This window comes from Pinisolibacter aquiterrae (assembly GCF_019160155.1).
GTDB lineage: Bacteria > Pseudomonadota > Alphaproteobacteria > Rhizobiales > Ancalomicrobiaceae > Pinisolibacter > Pinisolibacter aquiterrae.
This window is the reverse complement of the sequence record NZ_JAFNIH010000019.1, coordinates 382,854-398,178: the sequence shown is the minus strand read 5'-3', so window position 1 is coordinate 398,178 and position 15,325 is coordinate 382,854. Positions and strand designations below refer to the sequence as shown.

Below are 15,325 nucleotides of genomic sequence, written 5' to 3'. Positions count from 1 at the left end.
TGAGAAGGCCTGCGACCGGAGCGCCCCTCGCGCCGCCGGTCGCCCGTTTGTGCCGGAAACTCGAGCGAACCGCAACAACTCACCCACCCGTCACGCATCGCGCGGACGTCGCACGCTCACATGGTGGAGGGCCGCGCGGGACGATGCTCGAGCCACAGGAGCAGCAGACCGCTCGCCACCACGATCGCGCCGCCGGCGAGAGTCGAGGTGCCGGGCACGTCGCCGAAGAGCAGCCAGCCCGAGAGCGTCATCCAGAGGATCTGCGTGTAGGTGAAGGGCGCGACGACGGAGGCGGGGGCGCGCGCGAAGGAGAGGATCAGCAGGAAATGGCCGGCGGCCCCGCACAGGCCCATGATCACCAGGACGATCCAGGTCTGGAGTCCTTCCGGCCAGACCCAGCCGGCCGGCAACCACGGCGCGAGCGCGACGACGGGCAGGCCGGCGGAGATGATCAACATGCTCGCCGAGGTATCGACCCCGGCGAGTTTGCGGGTGACGATGGCATAGACCGCGTAGCAGGCGACGTTGGCGAAGGCGAGCAGCATCGCCGGCTGGAAGCCGCCGGCGCTCGGTTGCGCCACCACCACGACACCGGCGAAGCCGACGGTGATCAGCACCCAGCGGCCGAGCCCGATGCGCTCGCCGAGGAAGATCGCGGAGAGGAGCGCGATCATCATCGGCGCCGAGAAGGAGATCGACATGGTCTCGGCGAGCTGGAGATGGCGCAGCGCCATGAAGTTGAAGACCGTCGATCCGAGCAGGCAGAGTCCACGGACGATCTGCAGCAGCGGGCGGCGGCTGCGCCAGGCGCCGGGGACGCGCCAGGGCGCGAAGATGGCGGCGGCGGCGAGGAAGGCGACGAGATTGCGGAAGAAGGCGATCTCGAGCGGCGGCAGGGTGTGACCGAGCCATTTCGCCGAGGAGTCGATGCCGGTGAAGCCGATCAGGGCGAGGCACATCAGGCCGATGCCGGCGAGGCGGCGGCGGCGCTCCCACGCCTCGGGGGCGCCCTCGCGGCGTGCGATGTCGATCGATCCCGTCACTGAAAACTCCGGCCCCCGCGCGCCGTCTCGGGCGCCGGACATGCTCCTGCGACCCAGTCGTGGCGAAATCGCGACGGAGCCTCGAAAAAACCGCGATCGCGGCGACGAAGCCGGCTCAATCCTCGGGATCGTCCTCGGTCTCTTCCGCGGCCTGGGGCTCGGCGAGGCCGTCGAGGGGGAGGGTGAGGTTGCGCTCGAGGTCGCGCAGCAGGCGGCGCAGGCGCTTGCGGTCCTTGTCGTCGAAGCCGGCGAGGGCCTCGCGCTCGAGCCGGGTCCAGATGCGATCGATCTCGTCGATGCGCGAGCGGCCCTCGTCGGTCAGGTGGACGCGGGCGAGGCGGCCGTCGGTCTGGGAGGCGACGCGCTTCAGGAGGCCTTGCGCGGCCATGCGCGAGATCATCTTGGTGACGGTCGGCGGCTGGACGCCGAGCACCTGGGCGAGGTTGCTCATGGTGCGTCCGTCCTCGTCGGCCAGCGCCTTGAGGACCGCCTCCTGACCCGGGTGGAGACCGATGCGCGCCAGATGCGTGCCGGAGCGGGCACGGTGGGCCTTGGCGGCCATGGCCAGACGATAGGTGACGGACTTGCGATGTTGAAAGCTCATGTCCGTTCCTTAAGCGTCGGATGTTTCGAATTTACGACGACTATCGAAAGAGTTTAGCCGCTTCCGGGAGTTGCGTCGACGGGTTCGGCCTCGCCCATGGCGGTCGCGAGGGCGCGTGAAACGGTCGCGGCCGTCTCGGCGAAGGCGGGGGAGGCGCGGAACGCGCCGCCGCGCGGGGTGTCGGCGGGGATGTCGACGACCTCGGCGATCCGCCCCGGGGTCCCGCTCATGACGAGGATGCGGTCGGACAGCGAGACGGCTTCGTAGACGGAGTGGGTGACGAAGAGAATGCCGAGGCGGCGAAGCGTCTTCAGCCGCAGGAGGTCGTCGACCAGCCGGAAGCGGGTGATCTCGTCGAGCGCGGCGAAGGGTTCGTCCATCAGGAGGAGGCCGGGATCGCCGACCAGGGCGCGGGCGACGGCGACGCGCATGCGCATGCCGCCGGAGAGCTCGCGCGGGCGTTTGCCGGCGGCCTCGGCGAGGCCGACCCCGGCGAGCGCCGCGAGGGCGCGGCGCCGGGCCTCGGCCTTCGGGCGCCGATCGAGGCGGAGCGGCAGGGCGACGTTGTCGAGGGCGCTCGCCCAGGGCATCAGCGTGGCGTCCTGAAAGACGAGGCCGATGCCGCGGGTGGGGGCGACGACGCGTCCGGAATCGGCGGTCTCGAGACCGGCGACGAGACGCAGCACCGTCGATTTGCCGCAGCCGGAGGGGCCGAGCAGGGTCACCACCTCGCCGGCGCCGACCGCGAGCGAGACGTCGTCGAGCACGGTCGGTTCGCCGGGGTAGCGTTTGGCGACATGGTCGAGAGCGGCGAGGATCTCGGGCGTCTCGATCGTGGTCGCGGGCATGGCGTCGGGGTGCGCGGGCGGGATCATCGTGGGCGTTCCGATCGGTTCGGGGCGGCCGACCCTAGCTCGGGCGGGCCGGTCCGTCGACCGGAGCCGGGGCGGTGACGCGTGGCGACGCGCGGTGACGGGGGCGCCGGCGTCGGCTAGGATGGCGGGGCAATCGAGGAGTGATCATGCGTCTGTGGGTGAAGGATCCGCTCGCCGTCATGGCCGAGGGCGCGGCGCGCGGCGTCGTGGTGGAGGGAAGCCGCATCGTCGAGACGGTGGCGGCGGGCCGTGAGCCGGTCACGCCGGTCGACGCGGTGTTCGACGCCTCCCGGCATGTGGTCATCCCCGGCCTCGTCAACACCCATCACCACGTCTATCAGACGCTGACCCGGGCCCACCCGCGCGCCATCAACAAGGAACTCTTCCCGTGGCTCCAGGCGCTCTATCCGATCTGGACCAAGGGGCTGAATCCGGAAGCGTTTCGCCTCGCGGTCCGGCTCGCCGGCACCGAGCTTCTGATGTCGGGCTGCACCACGGCGGCCGACCACCACTACATCTTCCCGCCCGGTCTCGAGGATGCCGTCGACATCGAGGTCGAGGAGGCACGAACGCTCGGCCTGCGCATGACGGTCACGCGCGGGTCGATGAATCTTTCGGAGGAGGACGGTGGGCTGCCGCCGAAAGCCGCGGTGCAGGACGAGGACACGATCCTCGCCGACAGCGAGCGGGTGCTCGCCAAATATCACGACCTCTCCGACGGCTCGATGACGCGGATCGCGCTGGCGCCGTGCTCGCCCTTCTCGGTGACGCGCTCCTTGATGAAGGCGACGGCGGATCTGGCGGCGAAGCACGACTGCCGCCTCCACACTCATCTCGGCGAGACACGCGACGAGAACGACTTCTGCCTTTCGGCCCTCCGGTGCCGTCCGGTCGACTATCTCGAAGAGGTCGGCTGGATGAGCGATCGCACCTGGCTCGCCCACGGCATCCATTTCGACGACGGCGAGGTGGCGCGGCTCGGCCGGCACGGGGTCGGGATCTGCCATTGCCCGACCTCGAACATGGTGCTCGCCTCGGGCCAGTGCCGGACGCGGGAACTGGAGGCGGCGGGCGCCCCGGTCGGGCTCGGGGTCGACGGGTCGGCCTCGAACGACAATTCCAACCTGATGGAAGGGGTGCGCCACGCCCTGATGATCGGCCGGCTCACCTACGACGCGACGCTCTCCCACACGGACGTGCTGCGCTGGGCCACCAAGGGTTCGGCGCGGTGTCTGGGGCGCGCCGACATCGGCGAAATCGCGGTCGGCAAACAGGCGGATCTGGCGCTCTTCACCCTCGACGAATTGCGCTTTTCCGGGGCCGGCGATCCGCTCGCGGCGCTGGTGCTGTGCGGGGCGCATCGGGCCGACCGGGTGATGGTGGCGGGCGAGTGGCGGGTGGTCGACGGGATGCCGGTCGGCATCGACGTCGCGAAGCTCCGCTACGAACATGGGGAAGCGGCGCGCGCCTTCCTCGATCTCTTCTGAAAGACCGTCTCATGCCTCGTCCTCGTTGGTCCGACCTCGTCACCACCGACTTCGCCGATCCGAACGTCGCCTCGTGGATCGCGGTGTTGCCGATCGCGGCGATCGAGCAGCACGGGCCGCACATGCCGCTCGGCACCGACACGATCATCGCCGAGGGCCACGTTGCGGCGACGGTGGCGCGGCTTCCCGAGGTGCTGCCGGTGACGTTCCTCCCCGTCCAGGCGGTGGCGTGGTCGGCCGAGCACGAGGGCACGCCGGGGACGCTGACGCTCTCCTGGGAGACGGTCGCCAAGGTCTGGCTCGAGATCGGGGCGTCGGTGGCGAAGGCGGGGGTGCGCAAGCTCGTCGTCGTCAACGCGCACGGCGGCAACGTGCCGATCATGGATCTCGTCTGCCGCGAGCTTCGGATGAAGCACGGCATGCTCGCGGTGGCGTCGTCGTGGTCGCGATTCGGGCGGCCGGAGGGGCTGTTCGATCCGGACGAGCGGCGGCTCGGCATCCATGCCGGCGACGTCGAGACCTCGATGGTGATGGCGCTGCGGCCGGATCTGGTGCGACCCGAGGCCTTCGCCGAATTTCCCTCGCTCCAGGGGGAGATGGAGCGCGAGTTCACGCATCTCCGGGCCTATGGGCCACATGCCTTCGGCTGGGCGGCACGGGATCTGAACGCATCGGGGGCGGTCGGCGATCCACGCCGTTCGACCCCGGAGAAGGGCCGGGCGGCGATCGATCACGCGGTGACCGGATTCCTCGAGCTGCTCGCCGAGGTCGATCGCTTCGATATGGATCGCCTCGCCGAGATCGGCTGAGGGCGGGGGGCGGCCGTCTCCGGGTGGAGGTCCTCATCCCGCACGGCCCCGCTTCGCATTCCGCACGGCTCCCTTCATGGTGAGGCGGACGGAAGGTCCGGGACTCGAACCATGAAGGGTGTGGGACGACGGGCCGTGCCGCCGGCTTCGGGCTTCGAGGCTCGCTTCGCTCTCACCTCGGCCTGAAGCCGAACAGAGGGGGCGAGGCGGTTCAGCCGCAGTCGGCGAGGAGACCGGCGGCCTCGATGCCGGCGACCACGGCCGCCTCGTCGTTGTCGGAGGTGTCGCCGGACATGCCGCAGACGCCGACGAGGGCGCCGGAGGCGTCGCGGATCAGGACGCCGCCCGCGACGGGGATCGCGCCGGCCTCGCCGATGACGGTGGTGAGACCGGCGAAGAAATGCGGGCGCTCGACGGCCATCGCGCCGAGGCGGCGGCTGGAGATGCCGAGTTCGATCGCGCCGTTGGCCTTGCCGTGCGCGATCTTCCAACGGCCGACCGAGCAGCCGTCCTCACAGGCGGCGGCCTTGATCGCGCCGCGCGCGTCGAGGACGACGACGGCCATCGGGTTGAGGCCGCGCTCGCGCGCCACCGCGAGAGAACGCGTGACGATGGTCTGGGCCTGGGCGAGGGTGAGATCGGTCATGCGAGGACTTTCTTCGTTTCGGTGAAGGCTTCGAGCCCCTCGGGAACCGGGCCGCCGGTGGCCCAGTCGAGAAGCTCGACGGTGTGGACGATCGGGGTGGTGGTGCCGGAGCCGATCTGCGTCATGCAGCCGATGTTGCCGGCGGCGATCACGTCGGGCGAGACGGAGGCGATGGCGGCCAGTTTGCGGTCGCGCAACCGTCCCGCCAGCTCCGGCTGGAGGATGTTGTAGGTGCCGGCCGAGCCGCAGCAGACGTGGCTCTCGGGGATCGACACCGTCTCGAAGCCGGCCTTGGCGAGAAGCTCCATCGGCAGCGTCGTGATCTTCTGGCCGTGCTGCATCGAACAGGCCGAATGATAGGCGACGCGCGGACGCGGGCCCGGCACCAGCGCGGCCTCGATCTCGAGCGTCGCCAGCACCTCCGAGACGTCGCGGGCCAGGCCTGAGACGCGGGCGGCGTCGGCGGCGTGGGCCGGGTCGTTGCGGAACATGTGGCCGTAGTCCTTGACCGTGGTGCCGCAGCCGGAGGTGTTGACGACGATCGCGTCGAGCCCGGCGCCGTCGATCTCGCGGGTCCAGGCGGCGATGTTCTTGGCGGCGCGGGCGTGGGCGGCGTCGGTCTCGCCCATGTGGTGCTCGAGCGCGCCGCAGCAGCCCATGCCCTCGGCCACCACCACCTCGACGCCGAGGCGGGCGAGAAGCCGCACCGTCGCCTCGTTGATGGCGGTGTCGAGCACGGTCTGGGCGCAGCCGTTGAGGAGGGCGACGCGCAGGCGCTTTTCGCCCGTCGCCGCGATGGTCTGCGGCGCGTCGACCCAGGAGGGGCGCGGCACCGACTTCGGCGCCAGCGCGAAGAGGGCGGAGAAGGCCTTCGGCATCAGCCGGGCGAAGGGCCGGGCGAGCGTCGCGCCGATCAGGGCGAGGCGGAACAGCGTCGGATTGGGGATGACGGCGGCGAGCAGACGGCGATAGGCGCGGTCGAGCGGGGCGCGGGTGTGGGTCTTCGCCACATGGGCGCGGGCATGGTCGACCAGATGCATGTAGTCCACCCCAGACGGGCAGGTGGTCATGCAGGAGAGGCAGGTCAGGCAGCGGTCGAGATGGGTCACCGTCTCGGTGTCGGCGGGGCGGCCGGTCTCGAGCATCTCCTTGATCAGCCAGATGCGTCCGCGCGGGCTGTCCAACTCGTCGCCGAGTTCGAGGAAGGTCGGACAGGTCGCGGTGCAGAAGCCGCAATGGACGCATTTGCGCAGGATCTTCTCGGCCAGCGCGGTGTCGGGATCGGCCAGGAGCTCGGGCAGGAAATTCGTCTGCATCTCACGCGCCTTTCGTCATGCGGCCGGGAGAGAGGATCCCGTCGGGGTCGAAGGCGCGTTTGACGCGGGCGGCGAGGGCGGCGAGCGGGGCGGGCTGAGGGTGGAACACGTCGTCGACGCCACGCACCAGCTCACCGGCGCGGATCAACGTGGCGTGACCGCCGAGGCGGTCGACTTCCGCCCGGACGGGACCGGCCTGCGGCCCGGCCTCGGGCTCCAGCGCCAGCCAGACCAGACCGCCGACCCAATCGTAGAACCAGCCGGCGAGGGGCAGCTCGCGGGCGCGCAGCGCCGCCACCAGTTTCGGGCCGTCGGAGGGGGCGAGCGAGATCCGCCAGATCGCGCCGGGGCGGCGGGCGATCGGCCCGGCCTCGCGCAGATCGGTCCAGGCGCGGCGCGAATCGTCCTCGCCGAGGATCTCGATCTGGCCGAGCGCCTTGAACCGGGCGACCAGATCGGCCTCGCGGCTCGCCACCGAGACCGGAGGGCCGTCGAGGCGCAGCAGCGTGGTGGCGACGTGGGAGAAGGGCCCGTCGGCGCCGGCGGGCAGGTGGGCGAAGGCGTCGACCTCCTGCGGCAGGCCGGAGGCCTCGCGCATCAGGCGGCCGGCGGCCTCGTCGTCGAGGCCGAAGACGGCGATGGTCTCGGTGGTCTCGGGGGCCGGCATCACCTTGAAGGTGACCTCGGAGAGGACGGCGAGCGTCCCCCAGGAGCCGCAGACGAGTTTGGAGAGGTCGAAGCCGGTGACGTTCTTCATCACCCGGCCGCCCGACTTGAAGGTCTCGCCGAGGCCGTTGACGGCGCGAAAGCCGAGGAGATGGTCGCGGGCGGCACCGATCTTGGGACGACGCGGGCCGGAGGCGTTGAGCGCGAAGGCGGCGGCGATGGTGGTCGAGCCGGCGTCGTGGCCGAGGAGGGCGGTGTGCTCGATCGGGTCGAAGGCCAGTTCCTGGTTCGCGCTCGCCAGCGTCGCGCGGATTTCGGCGAGCGAGGTGCCGGCGCGGGCGGTCATCACCAGTTCGGCCGGCTCGTAGAGGGTGATGCCGGAGAGATCGGCCGTCGAGAGGGTGGCGGGCGCCTCGACCGGGCGACCGAGCGCGCGGCGGGTGCCGCGTCCCTCGACGGCGAGGGGGGCGCGGGTCTCGCGAGCGCTCGCGACGAGGGCGGCGAGGTCCGCCTCGTCGCGGGGGGCGTGAACGGTTCGTGCCATCAGAACCTCGGGATCTCGGGGAAGGGCAGGTCACCGGAGCGGACGTGCATGAAGCCCATCTCGGCGCAGCGGTGGAGCGTCGGGAAGACCTTGCCCGGGTTGAGGCGGTGGTTCTCGTCAAAGGCGCATTTGACCCGCTCCTGCTGGCCGAGATCGACGGAATCGAACATCTCGCCCATCAAGTCGCGCTTCTCGACGCCGACGCCGTGCTCGCCGGTCAGGACCCCGCCGACGGCGACGCAGAGGCGCAGGATGTCGGCGCCGAAGGCCTCGGCCTTCTCGATGTCGCCGGGGATCGCCGCATCGTAGAGGATCAGCGGATGGAGATTGCCGTCGCCGGCATGAAACACGTTGGCGACGCGCAGGCCGTGTTCGGCGGCGAGAGCGCCCATGCCGGTCAGCACCTCGGCGAGGCGGCCGCGCGGGATCGTGCCGTCCATGCAGAGATAGTCCGGGCCGATCGCGCCGACGGCGGGGAAGGCGTTCTTGCGGCCGAACCAGAAGCCGATCCGCTCGGCGTCGGAGTTCGAAGTGCGGATCGAGGTGGCGCCGGCGGCTTCCGCGATCTTGGCGACCTCGCCGCAGAGATGGTCGACCTCGGCGGCGGTGCCGTCGAGCTCGACGATGACGAGGCCCTGGGCATCCTCCGGATAGCCGCAGGGTTTGAAGGCCTCGGCGGCGTCGATGGCGGGCTTGTCCATCATCTCCATGCCGCCGGGGATGATGCCGGCGGCGATGATCGCGGCGACGCAATCGGCGCCGGCCTTCACGGAGGAGAAGCCGAGGAGGACGCCGCGCGCCGTCTCCGGCTTCTGCAGGATCCGCACGGTGACCTCGGTGATCACGCCGAGCAGGCCTTCGGATCCGGTGACGAGGCCGAGCAGGTCGTAACCTTCCGAATCGAGATGCCTGCCGCCGAGACGGACGATCTCGCCGCCGATCAGCACCATCTCCACGCCGAGCACGTTGTTGGTGGTGAGGCCGTATTTGAGGCAATGTACGCCGCCGGCGTTCTCGGCGATGTTGCCGCCGATCGAGCAGGCGATCTGCGAGGACGGATCGGGCGCGTAATAGAAGCCGCGATGCTCGACCGCCTTGGTGATGGCGAGATTGGTGACGCCGGGCTGGACGCGGGCGCAGCGGTTCTCGAAATCGACGTCGAGGATGCGGTTGAACTTGCTCATACCGAGCAGGATGCCGTCGGCGAGCGGCAGCGATCCGCCGGAGAGCGAGGTCCCCGAACCGCGCGGCACCACCTTGACGTTCAGCTCGGCGGCGAGCCGCATGACGGCGGCGACCTCCTCCACCGTCTCCGGCAGCACCACCACCAGCGGCGTCTGGCGATACATGGTGAGGGCGTCGCATTCGTAGGGGGAGAGTTCGCGGGCGAGGTGGATGACGCTCGACGGTTTCAGGATCGCCTGGAGGCGGGCGACGATGTCGTCGCGCGCCGCCATGATCTCGGGTTCGGGCAAGGGCATCGTCAGCGACATGGGTTTCCTCGCGGGCTCTCTGATGCGGCCTTCCCCGTCATGAATGTCTCGAGACGGGACGTTCGTCGAGCGGGCGGCCCGAGAAATCGTGCCGCCCGCTCGCGCTTTTCCAATCGTTTCGTGGCCGCATACCAGTCTCGGGCGATCCCGACTCGTCGGGATCGCCCGAGGTTTCGGCCCGACCGGCCGACGCCCGGTCGGGCTTGCCTTCGTTCACGACGTTTCGAACGGGTCGAAACGTCGTGAACTCGGTATCAGCCGCGCGCCTTGGCCTCGCGGCGGAACCGGGTCAGCACGAACTCGGTGTAGCCGTTGGGTTGAGCGCGGCCCTCGAAGATCAGCGCCTCGGCGGCGCGGAAGGCGGGGCCGTCGAAGGCGGGCGCCATCCGCCGATAGGCGGGGTCGCCGGCGTTCTGACGATCGACCACCACGGCCATGCGCTTCAGGGCGGCGATCACCTCGTCACGGGAGACGATGCCGTGGGCGAGCCAGTTGGCGATGTGCTGGGAGGAGATGCGCAGCGTCGCGCGGTCTTCCATCAGACCGACGTCGTGGATGTCCGGGACCTTGGAGCAGCCGACGCCGAGATCGACCCAACGCACGACGTAGCCGAGGATGCCTTGGGCATTGTTGTCGAGTTCCTCGCGGACCGCGTCGGGTGCGAAGTTCGACGTCGCCAGCGGCAGGGTCAGGATGTCGTCGAGCGCGGCGCGCGGCCGGCCGGCGATGGCGGCGCGGCGGGCGGCGACGTCGACCTCGTGATAGTGCAGCGCGTGCAGCGTCGCCGCCGTCGGCGAGGGCACCCAGGCGGTCGAGGCGCCGGACATCGGGTGCGCCGCCTTCTGGGTCAGCATGTCGGCCATCCGGTCGGGCGCGGCCCACATGCCCTTGCCGATCTGAGCATGGCCGGGCAGGCCCATCATCAGGCCGACGTCGACGTTGGCGTTCTCATAGGCCGCGATCCAGGGCTCGGCCTTCATCGCGTTCTTGCGGACGACCGGGCCGGCCTCCATGGCGGTGTGGATCTCGTCGCCGGTGCGGTCGAGGAAGCCGGTGTTGATGAAGAAGACGCGGCGGCGGGCGGCGTCGATCGCGGCGGCGAGGTTGACCGTGGTGCGGCGCTCCTCGTCCATGATGCCCATCTTGAGCGTGTCGCGCGGCAGGGCGGCGATCGCCTCGGCGCGGGCGAAGAGCCCGTCGGCGAGCGCGACTTCGGCGGGGCCGTGCAGCTTCGGCTTGACGATGTAGACCGAGCCGGCGCGGCTGTTCTTCGTCTCGTGCGCGCCGAACAGGTCGTGGCGGGCGATCACGGCGGTGATCGCGGCGTCGACCATGGTCTCGGGGACCTCGCGGCCGTCGGCGTCGAGGACCATGTCGGTCATCATGTGATGGCCGACGTTGCGGACCAGCATCAGCGAGCGGCCGGGAAGGGTCAGGGTGCCGCCGTCGGGACGGCCCCAGACGCGGTCGGCATTGAGGCGCCGCAGGATGGTGCGGCCGCCCTTCTCGAACGTGTCCTCGAGGGTGCCCTTCATCAGGCCGAGCCAGTTGCGATAGACCGCGACCTTGTCGGCGGCATCGACGGCGGCGACCGAGTCCTCCATGTCCATGATGGTGGAGAGCGCCGATTCCAGGATCACGTCGGAGATTCCGGCCGGGTCGGTCGCCCCGACCGGGGTCGAGCGGTCGACGATCACCTCGGCGTGGAGGCCGTGGTGGCGCAAGAGCAGGGCGGTCGGGCGCTCGTGCTCGCCGCGATAGCCGGCGAAGGCGGCGGGGTCGGCGAGGTCGGTCTCGCGATCGTCGCAGAGCGAGAGCCGCAGCGCGCCGCCCTCGATCGCGAAGCCGACGACGTCGGCCCAGCCGCCGGCGGCGAGCGGCGCGATCGTGTCGAGATGGGCCTTGGCGGCGGCGACGACGCGCAGGCCCCGGGCCGGGTCGAAGCCCTTGGCGGTCGGCGCGTCGCCGAGCGCGTCGGTGCCGTAGAGCGCGTCGTAGAGGCTGCCCCAGCGGGCGTTGGCGGCGTTCAGGGCGTAACGGGCATTGTCGATCGGAACGACCAGCTGCGGCCCGGCGAGGGTGGCGATCTCGGGATCGACGTTCGCGGTCTCGACCGGGTGGGCGGTCGGCTCGGGCAGGAGGTAGCCGATCTCCTCGAGGAAGGCGCGATAGGCGGCGGCGTCGTGGGGACGGCCGCGCCGTTCGGCGTGCCAGGCGTCGATCTTCGCCTGGAGCGCGTCGCGGGTGGCGAGGAGCGCCGCGTTCTTCGGGGCGAGGTCGCGCAGAAGGGCGGCGAGGCCGGCCCAGAAGGCGGCGGGGGCGATGCCGGTCTCGGGCAGGGCCTCGGTCTCGACGAAGGCGACGAGGCGGTCGTCGATGGAGAGATCTTCGATGCGGAGGTGGGCCATGGCGGTTTCCCCGAGAGGCGGCGCGTGAGCGGCGCGGGCGTGTCGTGTCGGTCCCCAAGATGGCGGAGGAGCGGGCGCGGGTCAATTTTTCTGGAAATGTTTTTCATTTTCCCGTCGACACGGGTCAATTCCATGATCATGAATGAGAAATCGGATTTCCAGAGCTTCGCGCGGGGTCGCGTGCGACTCGCTTTTCGGGGGAGGTGGAGATGGCGCCGAGGGGCAGGCCGAAGGGCAGCGGGTCGAACCGGGGCGAGACCGGCGGGGCGGTGCAGTCGCTCGACCGGGCGCTGCGGCTGGTGGCGGCGATCGCGGAGAGCGACGGGGCGACGCTGACGGCGATCGCCGAGCGGGTCGGGCTGCCGCCCTCGACGGCGCATCGTCTGCTGGCGACGCTCGCCGCGCATGGTTTCGTGGAGACCAACGACGACGACCGCACCTGGGCGATCGGGGTCGAGGCGTTCCGGGTCGGTCAGGCGTTCCAGCGCCGGTCGAAGCCGGCGGCGGCGGCGCGGCCGGTGATGCGCGATCTGATGGAGGAGACCGGCGAGACCGCCAACATCGGCCTCTTCGAGGGCGGCGACGTGGTCTTCATCGAACAGGTGGAGAGCCGCGAGCCGATCCGCGCCTTCTTCCGCTCCGGCGAGCGGCGGGCGGCTCATGCCTCGGGGATCGGCAAGGCGCTCCTGGCGGCGCAGGCGCCGGAGCGGGTGGCACGATGGTTGCGCGGACGCAGGCTCGAAGCCTTCACCCCGGCGACGATCACCGAACCGGCGCGCCTGATCGCCGCTCTCGACGAGATCCGGGCGCGCGGCTTCGCGCTCGACGACGAGGAGCGCAATCCCGGCATGCGCTGCATCGCGGCGGCGATCTACGACGAGACCGGCGAGGCGGTGGCGGGGCTCTCGATCTCGGGTCCGTGTCAACGGATCGGGCCGGAGCGGCTCGCGGCGCTGGGGCCGGTGGTGGCGGCGGCGGCGGCGCGCGTCACCCGGGCGATCGGCGGGGTGGTGCCGCGCGCGGCGATCGATCTGCCGTGACGACATGCGCCCTCCGCCCTTGGCGAATTCTTAGCGATCGATCGGATAGAGTGCAGCGACGGGAAGGGGGCTCTCACCGATGTCGAATTCGAACTGGCGCGTCTCGGTCCGCAAGGACCCGGCAGAGATCGCGCGGCTCGTCGGAGTGGATCGCGCCGATCTGGAGCGCTCGCCGTTCCAGCGCGCGCAATGGCTGGAAACGTGGTTCGGGTCCTTCGCGGCCGCGCCATCGGAGATCTATGCCGCCTCGATCGAGGATTCGCGGACCGGCGAGCCGGTCTTCGTGCTGCCGCTGGTGGTGGAGAACCGCGGCGGCATCGTACGTCTCAAGGCCTGGGATTCCGGCGTCTCCGACTACAACGCGCCGGTTCTGTCGAAGAATTTCGTGCCGACGCGCGACGACATGAAGGTGTTGTGGACCGATCTGCTCCACGCCCTGCCGAAGGCCGACCTGCTGGAGCTCGAGAAACTCCCTTCTGTGGTCGGCGACATCGGCAATCCGCTGATGGAGGTCGACGGGCTCAAGGCCTCGAAATTCACCCGCCATCCCTTGCCGCTGCCGGCCGACGGCGACTTCGAGAAATTCGCCGCGACGCGGTTCAATCCGACCCATCGCCGGACGCTCGCCAAGAAGCGCAAGAAGCTGCAGAACAAGGGCAGCCTCGAATTCGCGCTCGATTCCGGGCCGGAGGCGCTGCCGACCCTCGACCGGATCCTGGAATGGCGCGGCAATCGTTTCGCCGAACGGGCCGACCCGGAGAACGCGGCGCGGATCGGGGCGTTCTATCGCTCGCTGTGCCTCCACACCGACATCGCCCGCGTGGGCCGGCTGACCCTCGACGGGCGACTTCTGGCGGGCTGCTTCGGCACGCTCACCGACGACACGTTCCAGCTCCTGGTGGTCGCGCACGACGGCGACTTCAAGAATTGGTCGCCGGGGCTCCTGGCGATCGAGAGCTCGATCGCGCTCCTGTGCGCGCGCGGCGTCACCGTCTACGACTTCACCATCGGCGACGAGCCCTACAAGACCGACTTCGGTGTCGACGTCGAGAAGCTCTACGAGTTGCAGACGCCGCTGACCTTCAAGGGTCTCGCCTATCTGCGCCTGCGCGCCTTCGCGCGGCGCCTGCGGGCGGTCGCTCGGCGGGTCGTGGCGACGACGCGTCGCCGCCTCTCGCGCGGGGGCGAAGTGGCGGCGAGTTCCGAGACGCCGACCTCCTGACCCGTCGCGGCCGTCCGGACGGGACGGCGGCGGCTTCTCGCCCGCGATCCGCGCGGTGACCGGCGGTGCGCACCGGCCGCGTCGGCCGCGCAGGCGCAGCCCCTCGATCATTCGAAGACGGGATCCCTCGTCGCACGCACGACCGGCGTCGCGCGTCGCGGCGGCGGCGTCGGTCGCGTGTGGCGCCGGTCGCGTGGAGGCGTCGCGGTCAGCCGCCGGAGGGGAGCGGGATCGGCGCGGCAACCGTGGCGGGCGTCTCGGGAGCGGGTTTCGCGGGCGCCGGCTTCGCGGAGGCTTCGACGGCGCGCGGTTTCGCCACGGCGTGTCTCGGCTCGGTCGCCTTCGGCGGGGTCCGGTCGACGACGCGGCGAGGGGCGGAGGGCACATAGGCCGGCAGCGGGGCCGCCTCGGGGCCGGCGGCGGAGCCTCCGTAACCGGCGCCGGCGACGGTGCCGCCGTAACCGGCGCTGGCGAGGGCATCGCTCCCGGCGACGCGGCGTCCGCCGGCGGCCGGATCGGCGAGGACGCCGTCGGTGCGCAGGCGCAGGCCCTCGGCGAGGCCGATCAGGCGATCCGGGCCGAGGCCGCGCCGGCACAGGCGGACGCGCACCGTCATCTCGTCGCTCGACACCGAGGCGACTTGGAGGCCGAGGAAGCTCGCGGCCGGCGTCGCGCGAGCGCGGGTGCGGGCGTTGCTCCAGGCATAGAGGCAGGTGGTGCCGTCGCCGGCGCTGCCGGTGGCGACGCCGACCGGGCCGGTGGGCGTGGTGACGACGCGCGGCGACACGGTCATGGCGACGCCCGGCAGGGCCTCGGCCATTTCCGCCTCGATGGTCTCGACGTCGACGCGGGTGTTCGTGGCCGTGCCCGAGGCCTCGCGGCGGGTGACCTCGATGCGGTCGTCGCCGCGACTGCCGGGGTCGCCGGCGAGCGTGATGGTCTGGACGAGGCCGTCGCCGCCGGTGCGGCGCTCGACCACCGAGACCACGGATCCGGCCTCCGGCGGCAGGGCGGCGAGCGCCCGATCGGGCGTCAGCGCCACGCCGAGGGTCGAGGCCGGCGTCGAGGCGGTGGTCAGGCCGGTCGTCGGCGCGACCGAGCAGCCGGCGAGCGCGAGGCCGGCCAGGGCGGCGGGGACGGTGAGGACGAGGGCGGACGAGAGCCTGAGCATG

At 71.0% G+C, this 15,325-nt stretch carries 13 protein-coding genes; 4 read left to right on the top strand and 9 right to left on the bottom strand.

The window, feature by feature from the left end:
* Window positions 1–116: 116 nt before the first annotated feature.
* From J3S89_RS06160 to J3S89_RS06150, 3 genes are all read right to left on the bottom strand, one after another.
* Entirely contained in the window at window positions 117–1,043 is a 927-nt protein-coding gene (locus J3S89_RS06160) for a DMT family transporter (RefSeq protein ID WP_217926588.1), read from the bottom strand.
* Between the two features lie 115 nt (window positions 1,044–1,158).
* Window positions 1,159–1,647 (bottom strand): MarR family winged helix-turn-helix transcriptional regulator, encoded by a 489-nt coding sequence (locus J3S89_RS06155; protein WP_217926587.1) that lies wholly within the window; start codon window positions 1,645–1,647, stop codon window positions 1,159–1,161.
* Between the two features lie 53 nt (window positions 1,648–1,700).
* Window positions 1,701–2,522 carry an ABC transporter ATP-binding protein gene (locus J3S89_RS06150; protein ID WP_230489032.1) on the bottom strand — a complete coding sequence of 274 codons (822 nt, stop codon included), beginning with the start codon at window positions 2,520–2,522 and terminating at the stop codon, window positions 1,701–1,703.
* Window positions 2,523–2,668: 146 nt separating this feature from the next.
* On the opposite strand from J3S89_RS06150, the gene J3S89_RS06145 reads away from it, so the two are divergent.
* Both J3S89_RS06145 and J3S89_RS06140 read left to right on the top strand, forming a co-directional pair.
* Complete coding sequence (locus J3S89_RS06145) at window positions 2,669–4,009, top strand: 8-oxoguanine deaminase (protein ID WP_217926586.1); 1,341 nt, start codon at window positions 2,669–2,671, stop codon at window positions 4,007–4,009.
* 11 nt (window positions 4,010–4,020) lie between these two features.
* Entirely contained in the window at window positions 4,021–4,818 is a 798-nt protein-coding gene (locus J3S89_RS06140) for a creatininase family protein (RefSeq protein WP_217926585.1), read from the top strand.
* A gap of 211 nt (window positions 4,819–5,029) precedes the next feature.
* On the opposite strand, the gene J3S89_RS06135 is transcribed toward J3S89_RS06140, so the two are convergent.
* The 5 genes from J3S89_RS06135 to J3S89_RS06115 all read right to left on the bottom strand — a co-directional run bounded on the left by J3S89_RS06135 (window position 5,030) and on the right by J3S89_RS06115 (window position 11,891).
* Window positions 5,030–5,464, bottom strand: a complete 435-nt coding sequence (locus J3S89_RS06135; protein ID WP_217926584.1) for a GlcG/HbpS family heme-binding protein — start codon at window positions 5,462–5,464, stop codon at window positions 5,030–5,032.
* Window positions 5,461–6,780, bottom strand: a complete 1,320-nt coding sequence (glcF, locus tag J3S89_RS06130; protein WP_217926583.1) for a glycolate oxidase subunit GlcF — start codon at window positions 6,778–6,780, stop codon at window positions 5,461–5,463. The genes J3S89_RS06135 and glcF overlap by 4 nt, the downstream gene beginning before the upstream one ends.
* A gap of 1 nt (window position 6,781) precedes the next feature.
* Window positions 6,782–7,993, bottom strand: coding sequence for an FAD-binding protein (locus J3S89_RS06125; protein ID WP_420801308.1), 1,212 nt, complete (start codon window positions 7,991–7,993; stop codon window positions 6,782–6,784).
* Window positions 7,990–9,483 carry an FAD-linked oxidase C-terminal domain-containing protein gene (locus tag J3S89_RS06120; protein ID WP_217926581.1) on the bottom strand — a complete coding sequence of 498 codons (1,494 nt, stop codon included), beginning with the start codon at window positions 9,481–9,483 and terminating at the stop codon, window positions 7,990–7,992. Before J3S89_RS06120 ends, J3S89_RS06125 begins: the two co-directional genes overlap by 4 nt.
* A 254-nt stretch (window positions 9,484–9,737) precedes the next feature.
* Window positions 9,738–11,891 (bottom strand): malate synthase G, encoded by a 2,154-nt coding sequence (locus J3S89_RS06115; RefSeq protein ID WP_217926580.1) that lies wholly within the window; start codon window positions 11,889–11,891, stop codon window positions 9,738–9,740.
* A gap of 209 nt (window positions 11,892–12,100) precedes the next feature.
* Here J3S89_RS06115 and J3S89_RS06110 point away from each other — a divergent pair, with 209 nt between their 5' ends.
* Together J3S89_RS06110 and J3S89_RS06105 are read left to right on the top strand one after the other, a co-directional pair.
* Entirely contained in the window at window positions 12,101–12,931 is an 831-nt protein-coding gene (locus tag J3S89_RS06110; protein WP_217926579.1) for an IclR family transcriptional regulator, read from the top strand.
* 79 nt (window positions 12,932–13,010) lie between these two features.
* Window positions 13,011–14,153: a GNAT family N-acetyltransferase gene (locus tag J3S89_RS06105; RefSeq protein ID WP_217926578.1), complete on the top strand. Its 1,143-nt coding sequence runs from the start codon at window positions 13,011–13,013 to the stop codon at window positions 14,151–14,153.
* A gap of 208 nt (window positions 14,154–14,361) precedes the next feature.
* On the opposite strand, the gene bcsN is transcribed toward J3S89_RS06105, so the two are convergent.
* Entirely contained in the window at window positions 14,362–15,324 is a 963-nt protein-coding gene (gene bcsN / locus J3S89_RS06100) for a cellulose biosynthesis protein BcsN (protein ID WP_217926577.1), read from the bottom strand.
* Window position 15,325 lies beyond the last annotated feature (1 nt).

What these genes read in the sequence shown, in the direction of transcription:
- J3S89_RS06155 (WP_217926587.1), bottom strand. Translation starts at nt 1,647, where the DNA reads ATGAGCTTTCAACATCGCAAGTCCGTCACCTATCGTCTGGCCATGGCC.
- J3S89_RS06150 (WP_230489032.1), bottom strand. Translation starts at nt 2,522, where the DNA reads ATGATCCCGCCCGCGCACCCCGACGCCATGCCCGCGACCACGATCGAG.
- J3S89_RS06145 (WP_217926586.1), top strand. Translation starts at nt 2,669, where the DNA reads ATGCGTCTGTGGGTGAAGGATCCGCTCGCCGTCATGGCCGAGGGCGCG.
- J3S89_RS06140 (WP_217926585.1), top strand. Translation starts at nt 4,021, where the DNA reads ATGCCTCGTCCTCGTTGGTCCGACCTCGTCACCACCGACTTCGCCGAT.
- J3S89_RS06135 (WP_217926584.1), bottom strand. Translation starts at nt 5,464, where the DNA reads ATGACCGATCTCACCCTCGCCCAGGCCCAGACCATCGTCACGCGTTCT.
- glcF (WP_217926583.1), bottom strand. Translation starts at nt 6,780, where the DNA reads ATGCAGACGAATTTCCTGCCCGAGCTCCTGGCCGATCCCGACACCGCG.
- J3S89_RS06120 (WP_217926581.1), bottom strand. Translation starts at nt 9,483, where the DNA reads ATGTCGCTGACGATGCCCTTGCCCGAACCCGAGATCATGGCGGCGCGC.
- J3S89_RS06115 (WP_217926580.1), bottom strand. Translation starts at nt 11,891, where the DNA reads ATGGCCCACCTCCGCATCGAAGATCTCTCCATCGACGACCGCCTCGTC.
- J3S89_RS06110 (WP_217926579.1), top strand. Translation starts at nt 12,101, where the DNA reads ATGGCGCCGAGGGGCAGGCCGAAGGGCAGCGGGTCGAACCGGGGCGAG.
- J3S89_RS06105 (WP_217926578.1), top strand. Translation starts at nt 13,011, where the DNA reads ATGTCGAATTCGAACTGGCGCGTCTCGGTCCGCAAGGACCCGGCAGAG.
- bcsN (WP_217926577.1), bottom strand. Translation starts at nt 15,324, where the DNA reads ATGCTCAGGCTCTCGTCCGCCCTCGTCCTCACCGTCCCCGCCGCCCTG.